This window comes from Rhodanobacter sp. UC4451_H18 (assembly GCF_052978225.1).
This window is the reverse complement of the sequence record NZ_CM129663.1, coordinates 225,513-243,567: the sequence shown is the minus strand read 5'-3', so window position 1 is coordinate 243,567 and position 18,055 is coordinate 225,513. Positions and strand designations below refer to the sequence as shown.

Genomic DNA, 18,055 nt, shown 5'->3' with positions numbered 1-18,055 from the left:
TGCAAGGGGGCCGGTCTCGACCGGCCCCCTTTTTCACGTGCGTGACTTGCAAAACGCCCTTTCGGCAAGGGGATTATTCGTCCCGTCCGGGCCAGACCCTTCCGCGCCACGCGCTCCGGGGCCAGCCTGCGGCTGTCCGTATTCGTTCCGGACGAATCCGTCGAACCGGGCGGATCGTGCAATACGCAAAACGCCCCTTTCGGGGCGTTTTGCGTATCTGGCGGAGAGGGTGGGATTCGAACCCACGGTACGCTTGCACGTACGCCTGATTTCGAGTCAGGTACATTCGACCACTCTGCCACCTCTCCGGTCGGGTGCATGGGCGCATGCGAGCCGCGAATCATACGCGAGCAAGGGAACCGTGACAACAACCGTGGCTTGCGGCATGCTGCACAGCTTGCCCTGACACTAGCCCCATGATCGAGCTCGGACACGGAACCCATGTCGGCCTGCGCCGCACGCGCAACGAGGACACCTACCACGCCGATGTCTCGCTCGGCCTGTTCCTGGTCGCCGACGGCATGGGCGGCCACCAGCATGGCGAGGTGGCGTCGGCACTGGTGCGCGATGCGATGGTCGAGCTGGTCAGCGCCGGGTCGGGCCTGATCGAGGCCGTCAATGGTGCGGGCGAGCGATTGCTGGCGCACGCCCGGCCCAGCTTCGACCTGTTGCCGATGGGCACCACGATCGCAGCACTGCGGATCGTCGGCGACGCGTATGAAGTGGCCTGGGTCGGAGACAGCCGCATCTACCTGTGGCAACACACCCTGCGCCGCGTCAGCCACGACCATTCGCTGGTCCAGGCACTGGTGGAAGCCGGCCAGCTCGACCCGGCCCAGGCGGCGCAGCACCCGCAGCGCAACCTGCTCACCCAGGCACTCGGCGTCACCGCCACCGAGCAACTGCGCATCGGCATGGCCCGCGGCACGCTGGAACCCGGCATGAGCTTCCTGCTGTGCAGCGACGGCTTGACCGAGTGCGTCGACGATGCAGCGATCGCCCGTACTGTCGCGCGCAACGACCTCGCCGCGCAGGAATGCGCCGACCAATTGCTGTTGGACGCGCTCGACGGCGGTGGCGACGACAACATCACCGTCGTCCTCGTGCGCTGCAGCTGAAACATCGCGCCGCGCGGCTCAACCCAACCGGCGCCACACGCTCTGTCCGCCCGCGCTCTTGTCCAGCGCATCGAGCCGTCGCTCATGCTCAAGCAACTCGCTTGCCGAGGCGCACAGTACACGTGGACGCACCTGCAGGGTTGCCGGCGGCAGTACCACCGCGTGTTGCGGGGTCGCTGCATCGAACTCCAGATCCAGCCCGACCTGACCCGAGGTCATGGCCAGATAGACGTCGGCCAGCAGCTGCGCGTCGATCAGGCCGCCGTGCAGGTCGCGACGCGAGTTGTCCACGCCCAGCCGCTTGCACAAGGCATCCAGGCTGTTGCGCTGGCCGGGATAGCGCTCGCGCGCCATCGCCAGCGTGTCCAGCACGCTGCACCGATCGGCGATGCAGCCGCTGGCGGCACCGAGGCGCGCCAGTTCGGCGTCGAGAAAGCCCACATCGAACGCCGCGTTGTGGATGATCAGTTCGGCGCCGGCGATGAAGGCGAGGAACTCGTCGGCGACATCGGCAAAGCGCGGCTTGTCGAGCAGGAACTCGTCCTCGATACCGGTGACCTGGCGGGCGCCTTCGTCGATCGCACGATCGGGGTTCAGATACGTCTGGTAGTAGCGACCGGTGAGCCTGCGTTCGACCATCTCGACGCAGGCGATTTCCACCAGGCGATGGCCCTGGCGTACTTCCAGGCCGGTCGTTTCGGTATCCAGGACGATCTGCCTCATGCCCCGCTCCTGATCGACTCGGCCTGCTCGCGCGCGGCGCGGTCGACACGCTCGTTTTCCGCGTGGCCGTTGTGGCCGCGCACCCACTGCCAGCGAACCTGGTGCGTACCCACCGCATCGGACAGGCGCTGCCACAGATCCTGGTTCTTGACCGGCTTGCGGTCGGCCGTGCGCCAGCCGTTGGCGCGCCACTTCGGCAACCACTGCTCGATGCCCTGCATGACGTAGCGCGAATCGGTAGTGAGCGTGACCACGCAGGGGCGCTTGAGCGCCTCCAGCGCGCCGATCGCCGCCATCAGCTCCATGCGGTTGTTGGTGGTGGCGGGCTCCCGGCCGGCCAGCATCCGCTCGCCGCCAGGGGCCCGCAGCAAGGCGGCCCAGCCGCCCGGTCCGGGATTGCCGAGGCAGGCGCCGTCGGTAAATGCTTCCACTTCACTCATGGGTGTTCAGGTATCCCTTGTTGCCTGCAGGGCCGGGTTGGGCCGTGTCCCCGGCGACAGCCTGCCCGCTGCCGGCACCGGCAGTTTCACGGGCTTGATGCGCAGCGGTGTGGCCAGTCGCCGCTGCTTGCGCGCGAGCAACACATAGCCGCCACCCAGCACGCTGTCCATTGTCGTCGAAGTCGCCGGCAGCCCCGGCCAACCGCGTCCGACGCGGCGGGCCAGTTCGATCTCCATGCCTGCATGGCGCAGCACGCGTTCCAGCTGCAGCGGAAGCTGCAGCTTGAGCGTCCGGCCCCGCGCATGCCAGCGCAACCACGGCGACCACCCGCTGACCGGATGCACACCGGTCAACGCCAGCACCCCGCCCGGCGCCAGCACGCGCAGCACGTCTTCCAGCAGCGCCGATGACACCGGCGATACCTCCAGGGCGTGACGCAGCAGGACCAGATCGAACGCGTCGGCCACGAACGGCAGCGGCTGATCCACGGCGGCACGCAGATCGCCGCCATAGCGACCGCCGTCGAGATAAAGACGAACCCAACTCCCCAGCATCGGCAGCGCCGGCGGCGCCTCGTCCGCGGCGACGCCGAGCAACAACGCGTGCGTGCCGAAACAACGCTGCAACTCCGGCGCCAACACCCGCGCCTGGGCATCGCGCAACCGGCGCAGCGGTGCACTGGCGTAGATGTCGTCCTGTGGGTGCATGCAGCGGGGGTCCAGGGGCTGGCGCGAACCTCCAGTTTAGCTGCAGCGGCAACCGATCGCAGTCGCCTGACCTGGCGCACGGATCTGAATGACCGACCCACCTCTTAACACCATGCTAACGAGAAGCTGCCGATGCCCCTTTATAGTCGGGCGCTCCCATGCGGCCGGGCGGCCGCGTCTGCCGGTGACGCATCGGCATCGACGCGCCGTCGGTGTCGCCCGACCATCCGGAACCGCCTTGCACCTTCTCCCTCTACCGGCCCTCACCGACAACTACATCTGGCTGCTTCATGACGATGAAGGCCAGGCCGTGGTCGTCGATCCGGGCGATGCGGCGGTCGTCGAGCAGGCCTTGGCGCAGCACCGGTGGCGCCTGCGTGGCGTGTTGCTGACGCATCATCACAACGACCACATCGGCGGGGCGGCTGCACTGCGGCAACGCCATGACGTGCCGGTATACGGACCGCGTGATTCGCGCATCGAAGGCCTGACGCACGCCGTCGGCGATGGCGACACCGTGGAGTTCTCTGCGCCCGACCTGGTTTTCGAGGTGCTGTCGATTCCGGGACACACCCTCACCCACGTCGGCTACGTCGGCGCCGGCCTGCTGCTGTGTGGCGACACCTTGTTCAGTCTCGGCTGCGGGCGCCTGTTCGAGGGCACGCCGGCCCAGATGCTCGCCTCGCTGGACCGTCTGGCGGCGCTGCCCGGTTCGACCCAGGTTTGCGCCGGGCACGAGTACACCCATGGCAACGGCCTCTTCGCCGATACGGTTGAGCCGGGCAACTCCGCGCTGCGGGAACGGCGGCGCGAAGTGGCGCAATTGCGTGCCGACGGCCAGGCCAGCCTGCCCGTCACGCTGGCCACGGAGCTGGCAACCAATCCATTCCTCCGGGTCGACGCCGACGCCGTGATCGACTGGTGCGCTGCACGCGGCGTCGACGGCAACCGCGTGTCCCGCTTCGCAGCACTGAGGGCGGCCAAGGACGTCTTTCGCGCATGAACCGGACGCCCCGACACCTGCTGCTGCCGCTGGCGCTGTCGACAGCGCTGGCCGCCTGCAGCAACATGCCTTCGCAACCGGCACGCGCACCTGTCGCCGTCGTCGCCCCCGCCAGCACGCCACCGGCGGTTGCCGCCAGTGTCGCGACTGCGGCACCTGTACCGGCGGCCGACCTGTGGGATCGACTGCGCAGCAGTTTTGTCATGCCGGATTGCAATGCCGACCCCGCGGTGCTGGCGTGGGCCGGGCGCTACACGCGCAGCCCGGCGCGGTTCGAGGACACCTTGCGCGAGGCGATGCCGCGCCTGGCCTATGTCCAGCAGGTCGCCCAGCAATACGACGTGCCCGGCGAGTTCGCACTGCTGCCGTGGGTGGAGAGCCGTTACCGCCCGGTGCAGGGACGCAGGCACCATGCTGCCGGCATGTGGCAGATCATGCCGGTGACCGCCCGCTCGATGGGCCTGCGCGTGGATCGCCATTACGATGGCCGGCTGGACATACCGGCCGCAGCGCACGCCGTGATGAAGTTGCTGCGGCAATACCACGACCGCTTCCACGATTGGCGCGTGGCCGACTATGCGTACAACGCCGGCGAGTTCAAGATACGCGGGTTGATCAGCCGCCACGGCATGCCGGCGGACAAGCCGGCGATCCCCGACCTGCCGGTACGCCGCGTCACTCGCGAGCACCTGACCCAGTTGCTGGCGATCGCATGCGTGATACGCGAGCCGTCGCGCTTCCAGGTCAGCCTGCCCAGCCTGCCGGAGTCCGAGCACCTGGTGCAGGCACCGGTGACGCATCCCGTCACGGTGGCGCGCGCCGCCGAAATGGCCGGCATGCCGGAATCGGCCCTGCGTCATCTCAATGCGGCATTCCGCGGCAACAAGCTGGATGGGCGAACGGTTTCGCATCTCATGCTGCCGGCCGGTCACGCCGGTCGGTTCGAGCTCGCCATGCTCGATGCCGCCGCAGCCTCCACCACCACCGCAGCAGACGACGAATCGTCCCGCGGTCCTGACACGCACGTGGTCAGCCCCGGTGAAAGCCTGTGGCAGATTGCGCGCCAGTATTCAACCAGCGTCGCGCACCTGCAGCAACTGAACAACCTGGCCCAAGGCCAGGCGATCCAGCCCGGCCAGGTGCTGAAGCTGGGCGACATCGACTGAAGGTTTGCGCCGCCACGCCACTGACCTGATCCATGGCGACATCGTGCTCTCGAGATCCGCCTTTACCGATGCGCACGGCACGAGCCATGCGCACCGGCGCCAGCCGAGCGAACCCGGCTACAGCAGGTTCTTGTTGATCTTGATCTTGGTCTTGGCGCGCAGCGTCTGGAGCAGCTCGCGCGTCGCCTCGCCGGCATAAGCCTGGGCCATCTGGCGATGCAGCATGTCGCGCTCTTCCGGCGTGATCCTGGAGAGATCGCCGGGCTGCACCTTGTCCACCGCCACCAGCGCGAAGCCACCATCACCCATGTTCACTTCGGCGAAGCTGGGCTTGTCGGGCGCCGACGGATGTGGCAACAGGTAGGCCTCCTTCAGCACCGGCGCCGGCACCTGCAGCGACTGGCCGCGCACGGCTTCGGCCACGCTGACGATCTTGGCGCCGAGCGACTTGGCCACCGCTTCCATGTCCTCGCCCTTGCGCAGGCGCGCCAGCACGTCATCGGCCTGCTTGCGGGCCGCCGCCGTGATGCGCTCCTCCAGGATGCTCTGCTGCACCTTGGCGCGAACCTCGGCCAACGGCTTGACCGCAGCCGGCACGTGCTTGTCGACGTGGATCACGATGGAGTGGTTGTTGCCCAGATCGATCAGACTCGAATTGTTGCCCTGGACCAGCACGTCGTCGCTGAATGCGGCGGCGACCACCTTTGGGTTGGCCGCCAGGCCCTTGCCGTCGGTGCGCGAGAACAGCGGCAGGGTCTGGATCGGCAGATCAAGCGCGGCGGCCGCGGGCTCGAGCGAGCCCGGGTTCGAGTAGGTCTGGTCCGCCATCTTGCCGGCCAGTTCGTTGTACTCGCGATCGCGCTCGGCGGTGGTCGCCTCCTGCAGCAACTGGTCGCGCACTTCGGCAAACGGCTTGGACTCGCCACTGCGCACGTCGCGCAGCCAGATGATGTGGTAGCCGTCGGAGGACAGCACCGGCTTGGAGATCTGCCCCTTCTGCAGCGCAAACATCGCCGAATCGAAGGCGGCGTTGGTCACGCCCTTCTCGAGCCAGCCGAGGTCGCCGCCCTGGCGCCGCGAACCCAGATCCTGTGAATCCTTTTCGGCCAGCTGGGCAAAATTCGCCGGCGTGGCTTCGGCCGCGATCTTGTCCGCGGTGGCCAGCGCAGCCTTCTGCTGTTCGGGCGTGGCGTTGGGGGGCACGTTGACGAGGATGTGCGAAACCAGCCGCTGCTCGGGCTGCACGAAGCGCTGCTTTTCCTCTTCGTAGCGCGCCTTGAGTTCCTCGTCGCTGGGGGCCGCTTTCGGCTTGAGCTTGGCGCTGTCCACCTCGACGTACTTCACCGAAACCCGCTCGGGATTCATGTAATCGGCCTGGTGCGCCTTGTACCAGGATTCGATTTGCGCGTCGGTCACCTCTTTCTCGGCGGGCTCCGGCTTCTGCAGCACGAAGTAACGCAAGTCGCGCCGCTGAGTGGCCAGGCCGAGATAGTTGTCGACGCGCTCGTGGCTGATGATGGCGCTGTCGCTGATTGCCTGCGGCAGCAGTTGCGTGGCCAGCGAGGAGCGGATCTCGTCCTCGAACATGGCCGAAGTCTTGCCGCTGCTGGTGAGGTAAGCCCGGTAGCTGGTCGGGTCGAACTTGCCGTTGACCTGGAACGCCGGGATACCCGCGATGGCGTCGCGCAGCGCCTGATCGGAGACGCGCATGCCCCAGTCGGCATTGGCCTGCAGCAAGAGCTGCTCGTCTATCATCGCGTCCAGCACACGCAGCTTGGTTTCCGTCTTCTCGAACACGGTCGGGTCGAACTGCTCGCCCTGCTGCTCGCTGACTTGCTGCCGCAACTGGTTCATGCGGTTCTGGAATGCGTTCTGGCTGATTTCCTGCTTGCCCACCTTGGCCACGAATGTGTCGTTCTGCGAGGTGAAATAGCTCTCCATGCCAAACAGCGACATCGCCAGCACGGCGAGGCCGAGAACGATGATGGACGGCCATCCGTGCATCTTGTTACGCATTGCCTGCAGCATAGAAATCTTCCCGCAACGTGATTTGGAAGCGCGCGAAGCGCATGATCCACACGAGGCACCGGATGCCTCATCGCTGCATGCCGGGGCGCCATGGCATCGCCGGAACACGCAGGTCTCAAACGACAAAGGCGCCCCACGGGCGCCCTTGCTAAACGTGGCGGAGTGGACGGGACTCGAACCCGCGACCTCCGGCGTGACAGGCCAGCATTCTAACCAACTGAACTACCACTCCGCACAATCTGGTGGGTGCTGTAGGGATCGAACCTACGACCACCGCCTTGTAAGGGCGACGCTCTACCGCTGAGCTAAGCACCCCGAAACCAAGCGCAAGCCGCTTAGTTTAGGGCATCCTTCAGGGTCTTGCCAGCCTTGAACGCGGGCACTTTCGACGCCTTGATCTTGATCGTTTCGTTGGTCCGCGGGTTGCGCCCGGTGCGCGCGGCACGCTTGCGCACGGTGAACGTGCCAAAGCCCACCACCGAGACATCCTCACCCTTCTTCAACGACTTCTGGATGGCTTCCAGGTAGGCCTCCAGCGCACGACCAGCGTCTGCCTTGGTCAGCTCGGCCTTCTCGGCAATGGCATTGATCAGATCGGTTTTGTTCATTGAAAACTCCCTCGTTCGGATTTCGCCCGCGCGATCCGTCGCGGGACGGATGACGCGGGCATGGATGGTTGGCTGGTGCCAGAGCCGTGGCGCAACTCCGCATCGCCTCGTCGTCAGCAAGCGCGGGGGCTGCGGCATCGCCTTTATACCAGTGCCCCGCCGCTATCCGCAACACAAGGCACAGCAACGTTTCCGCCGGTTCGGCATGGTCAAAAAGCGCATGCGCAAGCCGGCTCCCGACACAGCCCCGAACTTCGCCGATCAACGTCGACACGGCTGCATCACGAGCCTATCGCGCGGGCGCCTCCGGCCCGCGCGCCCGCCATCGCGCGATCAATGCGTCAGCGAGTGTCCTTCCGCCGACTCCCCGGCGACGGCTGCCGGCGGCGTCTCGCTCGCCGGCTTGGGCTGCACCGGATGCTCCAGTGCGATGTCGAGCACCTCATCGATCCAGCGCACCGGGTGGATCTCCAGCGATTCGGTGATGTTCGCCGGCATGTCCACCAGATCCTTCTTGTTGTCCTCGGGAATGATTACCGTGGTGATGCCGCCGCGATGCGCCGCCAGCAGCTTTTCCTTGAGACCGCCGATGGGCAGCACGCGACCACGCAGGGTGATCTCGCCGGTCATGGCCACTTCCGAACGCACCGGCACCTTGGTCAGCACCGACACCAGCGCGGTGCACATGGCGATGCCGGCGCTGGGACCGTCCTTGGGGGTGGCACCCTCGGGAACATGGATGTGCACATCGAGCTTCTGGTGGAACTCCGGATCGATGCCAAGCCGGTCGGCGCGCGCGCGCACCACCGAAAGCGCAGCCTGGATCGACTCCTTCATCACGTCGCCCAACTGGCCGGTGTGCACAAGACGCCCCTTGCCCGGCACCACCGAGCCCTCGATGCTGAGCAACTCGCCGCCGACCTGGGTCCACGCCAAGCCAGTGACCAGGCCCACTTCGTTCTGCTGCTCCTTGCGGCCGAAGTCGAAACGACGCACGCCGAGGTAGTCGCCCAGGTTCGCCGCGTCCACCTTGACGCGGCCTGCCGCGACCTTCGACTTGCCTGCAGCCGCTTTCACCCGCGGCGTCCCGGTCTTGGCCTTGGCCTTCTTCACCTGGCCGAGAGTCAACTCCTTGACCACCTTGCGGCAGATCTTGGAAATCTCGCGCTCCAGATTGCGCACCCCGGATTCGCGCGTGTAGTAGCGCACGATGTCGCGCAACGCCTCTTCGGCGACGTCGAGTTCCTCCGGCTTGAGGCCGTTCGCCTTGAGCTGTTTCGGCAACAGATACTTGCGCGCAATGCCGAGCTTCTCGTCTTCGGTGTAACCCGGGATGCGGATGACCTCCATGCGGTCGAGCAGCGGGCCGGGGATGTTCAGCGAATTGGCGGTGGCAATCCACATCACCTCGGACAGATCCAGGTCGACCTCCAGATAGTGGTCGTTGAATGCGTGGTTCTGCTCCGGATCGAGCACCTCCAGCAGCGCCGACGAGGGATCGCCGCGGAAGTCCATCGACATCTTGTCGATCTCGTCCAGCACGAACAGCGGATTCCGTGCGCCGGCCTTGTTGATGTTCTGCACGATGCGCCCGGGCATGGAGCCGATATAGGTGCGTCGGTGGCCGCGAATCTCGGCCTCGTCGCGCACGCCACCCAGGCTCATGCGAACGAACTTGCGGTTGGTCGCCTTGGCAATCGACTGGCCCAGCGAGGTCTTGCCCACGCCGGGCGGGCCGACCAGGCACAGGATCGGCCCCTTCATCACCGACACGCGCTGCTGCACGGCGAGATATTCGAGGATGCGCTCCTTCACCTTCTCCAGGCCGAAATGATCCGCGTCGAGCACTTCCTGCGCCATCTGCAGGTCCTTGCGCACCTTGCTGCGCTTCTTCCACGGCACGCCGACCAGCCAGTCCAGGTAGTTGCGCACGACGGTGGCCTCGGCCGACATCGGCGACATCTGGCGCAGCTTGCCGAATTCCTGCCGTGCCTTGGCCAGCACCGGCTTGGGCATGCCGGCAGCTTCGATCTTCTTCTGCAGTTCCTCGACCTCGTTGGGACCGTCCTCGCCGTCGCCCAGCTCCTTCTGGATCGCCTTCATCTGTTCGTTGAGGTAGTACTCGCGCTGACTCTTTTCCATCTGCGACTTGACCCGGCCGCGGATGCGCTTTTCGACCTGCTGCAGGTCCATCTCGCCATCGACCAGCCCGATCAGCAGTTCCAGCCGCTTGCCCACGTCGGCCGTCTCCAGCACCTTCTGCTTGTCGGCCATGCGCACGGAAAGATGCGCGGCGATGGAATCGGCCACGCGTGAGGGGTCGTCGATGCCGGACAGGCTGGCCAGCACTTCCGGCGGCAGCTTGCGGCTCTGCTTGACCAGTTGCTCGAACAGCGAGATCAGCGTGCGAGAAACGACGTCGAGCTCGCGTTCCTTCGCGTTGTACGCCGGCTCGATGACGCGCGAACGCGCAGTCAGCATGCCGTCGACTTCCTTGAAATCCTCGATCGCGACGCGCGACTGCCCTTCCACCAGCACCTTGACCGTGCCGTCCGGAAGTTTCAGCAGCTGCAGCACGCCGGCCAGCGTGCCGACCTGATGCAGGTCGGCCACCTCGGGGTCGTCGATGTCCGGGCTGGTCTGCGCCACCAGCAGGATCTGCCGTTCGCCTTCCATCGCGCGCTCCAGCGCCCGCATCGACTTGTCGCGGCCGACGAACAGCGGGATCACCATGTGCGGATAGACCACCACGTCGCGCAGGGGCAGTACCGGCAGGGTGTCCAGCGCGACGGGGGCGGGGGCTTGCTTGGCCATGGAAAAGCGATTCCTCGAATTCAAATGGGGTTTCGTCCCGACACTGCACCGGGCCCTTCAGCACGTCAAGTGGAGGCGATCCCGTGCCAGCGCAAGGCTTGCGATGGCCGCAAAACGACGCGGCCCCGGTGAAACCACCGGGGCCGCGCAACGGGCACAGCGGAGTCGATCAGGCCGCGGCGTCGCCGCCGTCGCCCGCCACGCGTTGCTGCAGGTTGCCGCGGTAGATCAGATAGGGCTCGGCCTGCCCCTCGATCACCGCATCGTCGACAACGACCTTGCTGACGTGCTCCAGCGACGGCAACTCGTACATCGTGTCCAGCAGCACCTGCTCCAGGATCGTGCGCAGGCCGCGGGCGCCGGTCTTGCGCTTGAGCGCCTTCTGCGCGATCGCCTCCAGCGCCTCGGGACGGAACTCCAGCTCGACGTCCTCCATCTCGAACAGCTTCTTGAACTGCTTGGTGACGGCGTTCTTCGGTTCGGTGAGGATCTTCACCAGCGCGGCCTGGTCCAGCTCGTCCAGGGTGGCGACGACCGGCAGGCGCCCGACGAACTCGGGGATCAGGCCGAAGCGCACCAGGTCGGCCGGCTCCACGTCGGCCAGCACCTTGCCCAGGTTCTGCGTGCGCTCCTTGCTGCGCACCTCGGCACCGAAGCCGATACCGGTGCTCTCGGAGCGCTGCTGGATGACCTTTTCCAGGCCGGCGAACGCGCCGCCGCAGATGAACAGGATGTTCTTGGTGTCGACCTGCAGGAACTCCTGCTGCGGATGCTTGCGCCCGCCCTGCGGCGGCACCGAGGCCAGGGTGCCCTCGATCAGCTTCAGCAGCGCCTGCTGCACGCCTTCGCCGGAGACGTCGCGGGTGATCGACGGGTTCTCGCTCTTGCGCGAGATCTTGTCGATCTCGTCGATGTAGACGATGCCCGACTGCGCCTTCTCGACGTCGTAGTCGCACTTCTGCAGCAGCTTCTGGATGATGTTCTCGACATCCTCGCCCACGTAGCCCGCTTCGGTCAGCGTGGTTGCGTCGGCGATCGTGAACGGCACGTTGAGCAGGCGCGCCAGCGTTTCGGCCAGCAGCGTCTTGCCCGAGCCGGTCGGGCCGATCAGCAGGATGTTGGATTTGCCCAGCTCGATGTCGTCGCTCTTCTGGCGCGACTCCATCCGCTTGTAGTGGTTGTACACGGCGACCGCCAGCGCCTTCTTGGCGCGCGCCTGCCCCACCACGTACTGATCCAGCGATTCGCGGATCTCGCGCGGCTTGGGCAGCTGGGTATGACCGGCGGCGGCCTTCTCTTCCAGCTCCTCACGGATGATGTCGTTGCACAGCTCCACGCACTCGTCGCAGATGAACACGGACGGGCCCGCGATCAGCTTGCGTACTTCATGCTGGCTCTTGCCACAGAACGAGCAATAGAGAATCTTGCCGCTGTCGCTGGAACGCCCCTGCCGGTCGTCACTCATAACTCTCGATCCTGCTGGTAAATCCGTGTGCGCCGCGAGAATACCACAGGCCTCCGCGTCTGCCTGCAGACGCAGAGCCCATGACGGGACACCGGGTAAAGTCGTCGAATCAGGCGGATTTCACGGAATCCACGGCGCGCTTGTCGAGCACTTCGTCGATCAGGCCGTAGGTCTTGGCATCCTGCGCGTTCATGAAGCGGTCGCGTTCCATGTCCGCCTCGATCTTCTGCAGCGGCTGGCCGGTATGCTCCACGTAGAGGTTGTTCAACCGCTCGCGGATATACAGGATCTCGCGCGCCTGGATCTCGATGTCGGTAGCCTGACCCTGGGCGCCGCCGGATGGCTGGTGGATCATGATGCGGGAGTTCGGCAAGGCGAAACGCTTGCCCTTGGCGCCCGCCATCAGCAGGAACGAGCCCATGCTGCAGGCTTGGCCGATGCACATGGTGCTCACCGCCGGCTTGATGAACTGCATCGTGTCGTAGATCGCCAGCCCGGCAGTAACCGCTCCGCCGGGGCTGTTGATGTAGAAGTTGATGTCCTTGTCCGGGTTCTCCGACTCCAGGAACAGCATCTGCGCCACGATCAGGTTGGCCACCTGGTCGTTGACCTCGCCCACCAGGAAAATCACCCGCTCCTTCAACAGACGCGAGTAGATGTCGTAGGAGCGCTCGCCGCGAGCCGTCTGCTCGACGACCATCGGTACCAGGTTGAGATTCTTGATGGGATCCATGGTCATGCTCGCGGCTTGGGAGTGGACGGGCCTGGCAGTCGTCAGGCGTTGGCTGGGCGCATCACGTCATCGAAGCTCATTTCCTGCACAGTGGTCCTGGCGTGCTCGGCAACCCACTCTGCCACCTGATCTTCCATCACGCGATTCTGCAGCCCCGACATCAACTGGGGGTCGCCGTTGTAGAGTTCAATGACCTTCTCAGGCTCTTCGTAGGTCGAGGCAATCGCGGCCAGCTGCTCGGCGACCCGCTTGCGGTCGATCTTGAGCGCCTGCTTGCGCGCGATCTCGCCCATCAGCAGGCCGGCGATCACCCGCTTGCGGGCAATCGGCAAGGCGGCGTCGATCAGCTGCTGCGGCGGCTGCTGGCCTTCGGGCATGTTGCCCGCCGCCAGGGTGCGTGCCTCCGTCTGCACCATCATCTTGGGCACGTCCAGATCGCCGTGCGCATCGGCCAGCTTGCTGGCCACTTCCGACTTCAGGCGCGCCATCAGCGCGGCCTTGAGTTCGCGTTCCAGGTTGGCGCGAACCTCCTTGCGGAAGGTCTCCAGGCTGCCATCCTCGATGCCGAACAGCTTGGCGAACTCCCCGTCGACCTCCGGCAGCTTCGGCTCCTGCACCTTGATGACGTGGAAACTCACCTTGGCGCTCTTGCCGGCCAGTTGCTCGTTGCGAAAATCCGCCGGGAACTCGATCGCCGCCTCGAACTGGTCGCCGGCCACGTGCCCGGTCAGGGCCTCGTCCAGCGCCGCGAACAGGGTGCCCGAACCCAGCACGCTGCCGGCCCGCTCCTGGCCTTCGGCCGGGAAACGGTAGTCGTCGGCCGTGGCGGCATACTCGAACATCATGAAATCGCCGGCGGCCGAGGCACGCTCGACCTCCTCGAAACTGCGCCGCTGCAGGCGCAGGGTTTCCAGCATGCGGTCGATATCGGCGTCGGTGACCTCGGCCGCGGCGCGATGCACTTCCAGCGCGGAGACGTCGACTTCGGGAAACTCGGGCATGATCTCGAAGGTCGCCGTGTACGCGATCTCCCCGTTCTCGGGACGGCCGGTGGTGTTGATCGCCGGATTCGCGATCGGCTGCAGCTTCTCCTGCTCCACCGCCTCGCGCAGCGTGCTGCCGATCAGGTCGGAAAGCACTTCGCCCCGCACCTGCTCCCCGAAGCGCTGCTTGATCACCGTCACCGGTACCTTGCCCGGCCGGAATCCCTTCAGGCGAACGGTGCGCCCCATCTCCGCGATCCGCGCGCTGACCTGCGTCTCGAACCGCTCCGCGGGAAACTTCACCGTGAGCTTGCGCTCCAGCGAACCGACATTCTCAACCGAAACCTGCATGACGTCTCCTGGTACTACTCTTAAGTGTTGTGACCCTGTCACAGGCGCCATGGCGGGATTCCCCGCCTGCAAAAACGACCGACCATGGTGCGAAAGGGGGGACTCGAACCCCCACGGGGGTTACCCGCTGGAACCTAAATCCAGTGCGTCTACCAATTCCGCCACTTTCGCGATGCTGCCGCCATGGACCGTGCGTGCCGGACGGCCCGGACGACCACCAGTCGTTGCCGAACACCGCCACGGGAACCCTGCGGCAGGCTTGCCCGAGTCGCGGATTCCCTGGTACGAAAGCGGATCATTTTACGGTTGCGCGGCCTTGCAGCACAAGCAGCCCCGTTGACGACCGCAACCGCCCAAAAGCAGACAGGCGCCCGGTTTTGCCGAGCGCCTGTCGTTAGTGGTGGGCCGTGAAGGATTCGAACCTTCGACCAATTGATTAAGAGTCAACTGCTCTACCAACTGAGCTAACGGCCCAGAGACTGGGTCAACCCGGAAAACCGGGGTGGAACTGGGGTGGATGATGGGATTCGAACCCACGACAACCGGAATCACAATCCGGGACTCTAACCAGCTGAGCTACATCCACCATCGTTTGATACTGGTGCGCCCGACAGGATTCGAACCTGCAACCCTCGGCTTAGAAGGCCGATGCTCTATCCGGTTGAGCTACAAGCGCAGTCATCACCAGTAGAACATGTTGCTGGTCGGGGTAGAGGGATTCGAACCCCCGACTTTTGCGTCCCAAACGCAACGCTCTACCAGACTGAGCTATACCCCGGTTTCGAGCCCTCGACACAAGCACCATCGAAGCCTTGAAATGTTACGGGTGACGCTTGGCCCAGTCAATCCGTACAAGCCGCACCATCCACATGAAACTGTCGTTTCCGTCGCCGCGAAGCTCTCGTCGCGATGAAAACGAAACGGGGTGCAAGCACCCCGCTCCACCGAATAAAAATGGTGCGCCCGGAGAGATTCGAACTCCCGACCACCTAGTTCGTAGCCAGGTACTCTATCCAACTGAGCTACGGGCGCACTGAAAAACTTGTCATGCCGTGCTTCGATGCCGGTGCATCGAAGCGCCGAAGCAAGAGGCGGAATTATTCAGACTCCGCGCGCATGCGTCAACCCTTTTCGCAAAATTTCTTCATCTCCGACTCGGAGACACCGCCAGTCAAGGCGGTGATTGCAGGAGACCGCAGGCAGGCGTTCGCACCGTGCCCGCGGGATCGCATCACTCGCCCAGCGACGCGCGATTCTGCGCGGCCGGATCACCAACCTTGCCCACCGGCGCTCCCGCGTCGCTTTTCGGCGGCGGTGGCGGCGGCGTCGAGCCACCCGGGGCGTTCTTGCTCCAGTCCGCCGGCGGGCCGGGCTGGCGCCCGGCCATGATGTCGTCGATCTGGTGGGCGTCGATGGTCTCGTACTGCAACAGCAGCTCAGCCATGGTGTGCAGCTTGTCGAGGTTCGCCGTGAGCAGCTCCTTGCTGCGCGCATATGCGCGATCGAGGATGCCACGCACGACTTCGTCGATCTTGCTTGCCGTCTCGTTGGAGATGCTCTTGTGCTGGGTCACCGAGCGGCCCAGGAAGACCTCGTCCTCGTCCTCTCCGTAGGTGATCGGGCCGAGTTCGTCGGACAGGCCCCACTTGGTCGCCATGTTGCGGGCCATCTTGGTGGCGCGCTCGATGTCGTTGGAAGCGCCGGTGGTGACCTTGTCATTGCCGAAAATCAACTCTTCAGCCACGCGCCCGCCATACAACGAGCACAACTGCGATTCGATCGCCACCCGGTTGATGCTGTACTTGTCGCCCTCGGGCAGGTACATGGTCACACCCAGCGCGCGCCCGCGCGGGATGATGGTGACCTTGTAGACCGGGTCATGTTCCGGCACCAGGCGACCCACGATGGCATGGCCTGCCTCGTGGTAGGCGGTGAGCTTCTTCTCGTCTTCGCTCATCGCCATCGAGCGCCGCTCGCTGCCCATCAGGATCTTGTCGCGTGCCTTGTCGAGATGGCTCATGCGCACTTCGCGCGCGTTCTCGCGCGCGGCGAACAATGCCGCCTCGTTCACCAGGTTGGCCAGGTCCGCGCCGGAGAAGCCCGGCGTGCCGCGGGCGATCGTCATCGCGTTGACGTCGCTGGCGATCGGCACCTTGCGCATGTGTACCTTGAGGATCTGCTCGCGCCCACGCACGTCCGGCAGTCCGACCACCACCTGGCGATCGAAGCGGCCCGGCCGCAGCAAGGCCGGATCGAGCACGTCGGGGCGGTTGGTGGCGGCGATCACGATGACGCCCTCGGTGCCCTCGAAGCCATCCATCTCGACCAGCAACTGGTTCAGGGTCTGCTCGCGCTCGTCATGACCGCCGCCCAGGCCGGCACCACGATGCCGGCCGACCGCGTCGATCTCGTCGATGAAGATGATGCACGGCGCGTGCTTCTTGGCCTGCTCGAACATGTCGCGCACGCGACTGGCGCCCACGCCGACGAACATCTCCACGAAGTCGGAACCGGAGATCGAGAAGAACGGCACCTTGGCCTCGCCGGCGATCGCCTTGGCCAGCAAGGTCTTGCCGGTGCCGGGCGGGCCCACCATCAGCACGCCGCGGGGGATCTTGCCGCCGAGTTTCTGGAACCGGCCGGGGTCGCGCAGGAACTCGACCAGCTCGCCGACCTCCTCCTTCGCCTCGTCACAGCCGGCGACGTCGCCGAAGTTGACCTTGACCTGGTCCTCGCCCTGCAGCTTCGCGCGCGAACGGCCGAAGCTCATCGCGCCGCGCCCACCGCCGCCGGACTGCATCTGGCGCATGAACCAGATGAACACACCGACGATCAGCAGCACCGGCAGCCAGCTGATCAGCAGGCCGATCAGCGAGAAGCCCTCGGAGGGGTCCTGGCGCACTTCCACGCCCTGGTCCTGCATCTGCTTGACCACTGCATTGGTGGAGAAGCCCAGCATCGGCGCGACAGTGCGGAAGGCACTGCCATCCTTCAGCTTGCCGCTGATCGTGGCGGGCTGGTCGGCGCTGATCGTGGCGCTGGAGACGTTGCCGCTGCTCACGTTCTGCACGAACGCGCTGTAGGCCAGGTCGGATGAACGGCTGCTGCGGGGGTTGAAGCTTTCAAACACGGTGAACAAGACCACCGCGATGATCACCCAGAGCAACACGTTTTTCGCCGTTTCATTCATGAACAGTACTCGCCAGTGGCACCGCGGCAGGTTTGCGCCCGGTCGCCAGTGCATACACCTCACGCGAACGCGCGCGCGAGGCCTTGGGTTTACGCATCGTCACGCGACTGAAGTCTGCGCGCAAGCAACGCAGATAATCGTCAAAACCGACTCCCTGGAACAACTTGATCAGGAACGAGCCGCCCGGCTTGAGCCACTGCCTGCTGAAATCCAGCGCCAACTCCGCCAGTGCCATCGCGCGAATCTGGTCGGCAAGCGCCACTCCACTCATGTTGGGGGCTATATCGCACAGTACAAGATCCAGCCGGTGCCCCTCCAGGCGGGCCTCCAGCTGGCGCAGCACCGACTCCTCGCGGAAGTCGCCCTGCAGGAAATCCACCCCGGCGATGCTCTGCATCGGCAGGATGTCCAGCGCGAACACCTTGCCGCTGTCGCCCAGCCGGTTGCGCACCAATTGCGACCAGCTGCCCGGCGCCGCGCCCAGATCCACCACGTTGATGCCCGGCTTGAGCAGCTTGTCGCGCTCGATCAGCTCCTCCAGCTTGTAGACGGCACGCGAACGCAGCCCTTCGGCCTGTGCCTTTTTGACGTATTCGTCGTTGAAATGTTCACGCAGCCAGACTGCGCTGCTTTTGCTGCGGGCCATGTCTTGAGGGAATATCTGATCGGGAGGAGGCCGTTGCATGATACCCTGTGCAGTCCCTTGATCGTGAACCTGGCCTGCC

General features: G+C 65.3%; 14 protein-coding genes and 9 tRNA genes. 3 read left to right on the top strand and 20 right to left on the bottom strand.

The features are described from left to right. Positions 1-218: 218 nt before the first annotated feature. Positions 219-308, bottom strand: a tRNA-Ser gene (locus tag ACVCMG_RS01265). Between the two features lie 108 nt (positions 309-416). On the opposite strand from ACVCMG_RS01265, the gene ACVCMG_RS01260 reads away from it, so the two are divergent. Then, a complete protein-coding gene (locus ACVCMG_RS01260; RefSeq protein ID WP_447106206.1) occupies positions 417-1,118 on the top strand; it encodes a PP2C family protein-serine/threonine phosphatase in 702 nt (233 codons plus the stop codon). Between the two features lie 18 nt (positions 1,119-1,136). Here the strand turns inward: ACVCMG_RS01260 and dnaQ are convergent, their stop codons facing one another. From dnaQ to ACVCMG_RS01245, 3 genes are read right to left on the bottom strand one after another with little or no spacing between them, the layout of a single operon-like run. After that, positions 1,137-1,841, bottom strand: coding sequence for a DNA polymerase III subunit epsilon (gene dnaQ / locus ACVCMG_RS01255; RefSeq protein WP_395118855.1), 705 nt, complete (start codon positions 1,839-1,841; stop codon positions 1,137-1,139). Then, the gene (gene rnhA / locus ACVCMG_RS01250; RefSeq protein ID WP_395118857.1) at positions 1,838-2,281 is read right to left on the bottom strand and encodes a ribonuclease HI; all 444 of its coding nucleotides are present in this window, start codon (positions 2,279-2,281) and stop codon (positions 1,838-1,840) included. The genes dnaQ and rnhA overlap by 4 nt, the downstream gene beginning before the upstream one ends. 6 nt (positions 2,282-2,287) lie before the next feature. Further along, positions 2,288-2,989: a class I SAM-dependent methyltransferase gene (locus ACVCMG_RS01245; RefSeq protein WP_395118859.1), complete on the bottom strand. Its 702-nt coding sequence runs from the start codon at positions 2,987-2,989 to the stop codon at positions 2,288-2,290. 238 nt (positions 2,990-3,227) lie between these two features. Here ACVCMG_RS01245 and gloB point away from each other — a divergent pair, with 238 nt between their 5' ends. Next, the gene (gene gloB, locus ACVCMG_RS01240) at positions 3,228-3,992 is read left to right on the top strand and encodes a hydroxyacylglutathione hydrolase (protein WP_447106207.1); all 765 of its coding nucleotides are present in this window, start codon (positions 3,228-3,230) and stop codon (positions 3,990-3,992) included. After that, a complete protein-coding gene (locus ACVCMG_RS01235; RefSeq protein WP_447114697.1) occupies positions 3,989-5,158 on the top strand; it encodes a transglycosylase SLT domain-containing protein in 1,170 nt (389 codons plus the stop codon). The genes gloB and ACVCMG_RS01235 overlap by 4 nt, the downstream gene beginning before the upstream one ends. Before the next feature lie 117 nt (positions 5,159-5,275). Here the strand turns inward: ACVCMG_RS01235 and ACVCMG_RS01230 are convergent, their stop codons facing one another. The 16 genes from ACVCMG_RS01230 to rlmE form a co-directional block, all read right to left on the bottom strand. Beyond that, positions 5,276-7,186, bottom strand: a complete 1,911-nt coding sequence (locus ACVCMG_RS01230; protein ID WP_447106209.1) for a SurA N-terminal domain-containing protein — start codon at positions 7,184-7,186, stop codon at positions 5,276-5,278. Positions 7,187-7,341: 155 nt separating this feature from the next. After that, positions 7,342-7,418 (bottom strand) — tRNA-Asp (locus ACVCMG_RS01225). A gap of 8 nt (positions 7,419-7,426) precedes the next feature. Beyond that, a tRNA-Val gene (locus ACVCMG_RS01220) sits at positions 7,427-7,501 on the bottom strand. Between the two features lie 20 nt (positions 7,502-7,521). Continuing rightward, entirely contained in the window at positions 7,522-7,794 is a 273-nt protein-coding gene (locus tag ACVCMG_RS01215) for an HU family DNA-binding protein (RefSeq protein ID WP_136258998.1), read from the bottom strand. Between the two features lie 333 nt (positions 7,795-8,127). Next, positions 8,128-10,608 carry an endopeptidase La gene (lon, locus tag ACVCMG_RS01210; protein WP_395118865.1) on the bottom strand — a complete coding sequence of 827 codons (2,481 nt, stop codon included), beginning with the start codon at positions 10,606-10,608 and terminating at the stop codon, positions 8,128-8,130. 169 nt (positions 10,609-10,777) lie between these two features. Continuing rightward, positions 10,778-12,073, bottom strand: coding sequence for an ATP-dependent Clp protease ATP-binding subunit ClpX (clpX, locus tag ACVCMG_RS01205; RefSeq protein WP_136258996.1), 1,296 nt, complete (start codon positions 12,071-12,073; stop codon positions 10,778-10,780). Positions 12,074-12,182: 109 nt separating this feature from the next. Beyond that, positions 12,183-12,812, bottom strand: coding sequence for an ATP-dependent Clp endopeptidase proteolytic subunit ClpP (gene clpP / locus ACVCMG_RS01200; protein ID WP_395118867.1), 630 nt, complete (start codon positions 12,810-12,812; stop codon positions 12,183-12,185). 35 nt (positions 12,813-12,847) lie between these two features. Further along, entirely contained in the window at positions 12,848-14,140 is a 1,293-nt protein-coding gene (tig, locus tag ACVCMG_RS01195; RefSeq protein WP_447099450.1) for a trigger factor, read from the bottom strand. Positions 14,141-14,225: 85 nt separating this feature from the next. Beyond that, positions 14,226-14,311 (bottom strand) — tRNA-Leu (locus tag ACVCMG_RS01190). A 227-nt stretch (positions 14,312-14,538) separates the two neighbouring features. Further along, a tRNA-Lys gene (locus tag ACVCMG_RS01185) sits at positions 14,539-14,614 on the bottom strand. Positions 14,615-14,649: 35 nt separating this feature from the next. Continuing rightward, a tRNA-His gene (locus ACVCMG_RS01180) sits at positions 14,650-14,726 on the bottom strand. A gap of 13 nt (positions 14,727-14,739) precedes the next feature. Then, positions 14,740-14,816, bottom strand: a tRNA-Arg gene (locus tag ACVCMG_RS01175). Positions 14,817-14,841: 25 nt separating this feature from the next. Then, positions 14,842-14,918, bottom strand: a tRNA-Pro gene (locus tag ACVCMG_RS01170). A 177-nt stretch (positions 14,919-15,095) separates the two neighbouring features. Further along, positions 15,096-15,172 (bottom strand) — tRNA-Arg (locus ACVCMG_RS01165). Between the two features lie 199 nt (positions 15,173-15,371). After that, the gene (gene ftsH, locus ACVCMG_RS01160; RefSeq protein ID WP_395118869.1) at positions 15,372-17,330 is read right to left on the bottom strand and encodes an ATP-dependent zinc metalloprotease FtsH; all 1,959 of its coding nucleotides are present in this window, start codon (positions 17,328-17,330) and stop codon (positions 15,372-15,374) included. Next, a complete protein-coding gene (gene rlmE, locus ACVCMG_RS01155) occupies positions 17,323-17,976 on the bottom strand; it encodes a 23S rRNA (uridine(2552)-2'-O)-methyltransferase RlmE (protein WP_447100225.1) in 654 nt (217 codons plus the stop codon). Before rlmE ends, ftsH begins: the two co-directional genes overlap by 8 nt. Between the last annotated feature and the right edge of the window lie 79 nt (positions 17,977-18,055).

What these genes read in the sequence shown, in the direction of transcription:
- ACVCMG_RS01245 (WP_395118859.1), bottom strand. Translation starts at nt 2,989, where the DNA reads ATGCACCCACAGGACGACATCTACGCCAGTGCACCGCTGCGCCGGTTG.
- ACVCMG_RS01215 (WP_136258998.1), bottom strand. Translation starts at nt 7,794, where the DNA reads ATGAACAAAACCGATCTGATCAATGCCATTGCCGAGAAGGCCGAGCTG.
- ftsH (WP_395118869.1), bottom strand. Translation starts at nt 17,330, where the DNA reads ATGAATGAAACGGCGAAAAACGTGTTGCTCTGGGTGATCATCGCGGTG.
- ACVCMG_RS01230 (WP_447106209.1), bottom strand. Translation starts at nt 7,186, where the DNA reads ATGCTGCAGGCAATGCGTAACAAGATGCACGGATGGCCGTCCATCATC.
- dnaQ (WP_395118855.1), bottom strand. Translation starts at nt 1,841, where the DNA reads ATGAGGCAGATCGTCCTGGATACCGAAACGACCGGCCTGGAAGTACGC.
- lon (WP_395118865.1), bottom strand. Translation starts at nt 10,608, where the DNA reads ATGGCCAAGCAAGCCCCCGCCCCCGTCGCGCTGGACACCCTGCCGGTA.
- clpX (WP_136258996.1), bottom strand. Translation starts at nt 12,073, where the DNA reads ATGAGTGACGACCGGCAGGGGCGTTCCAGCGACAGCGGCAAGATTCTC.
- rlmE (WP_447100225.1), bottom strand. Translation starts at nt 17,976, where the DNA reads ATGGCCCGCAGCAAAAGCAGCGCAGTCTGGCTGCGTGAACATTTCAAC.
- clpP (WP_395118867.1), bottom strand. Translation starts at nt 12,812, where the DNA reads ATGACCATGGATCCCATCAAGAATCTCAACCTGGTACCGATGGTCGTC.
- ACVCMG_RS01260 (WP_447106206.1), top strand. Translation starts at nt 417, where the DNA reads ATGATCGAGCTCGGACACGGAACCCATGTCGGCCTGCGCCGCACGCGC.
- rnhA (WP_395118857.1), bottom strand. Translation starts at nt 2,281, where the DNA reads ATGAGTGAAGTGGAAGCATTTACCGACGGCGCCTGCCTCGGCAATCCC.
- ACVCMG_RS01235 (WP_447114697.1), top strand. Translation starts at nt 3,989, where the DNA reads ATGAACCGGACGCCCCGACACCTGCTGCTGCCGCTGGCGCTGTCGACA.
- tig (WP_447099450.1), bottom strand. Translation starts at nt 14,140, where the DNA reads ATGCAGGTTTCGGTTGAGAATGTCGGTTCGCTGGAGCGCAAGCTCACG.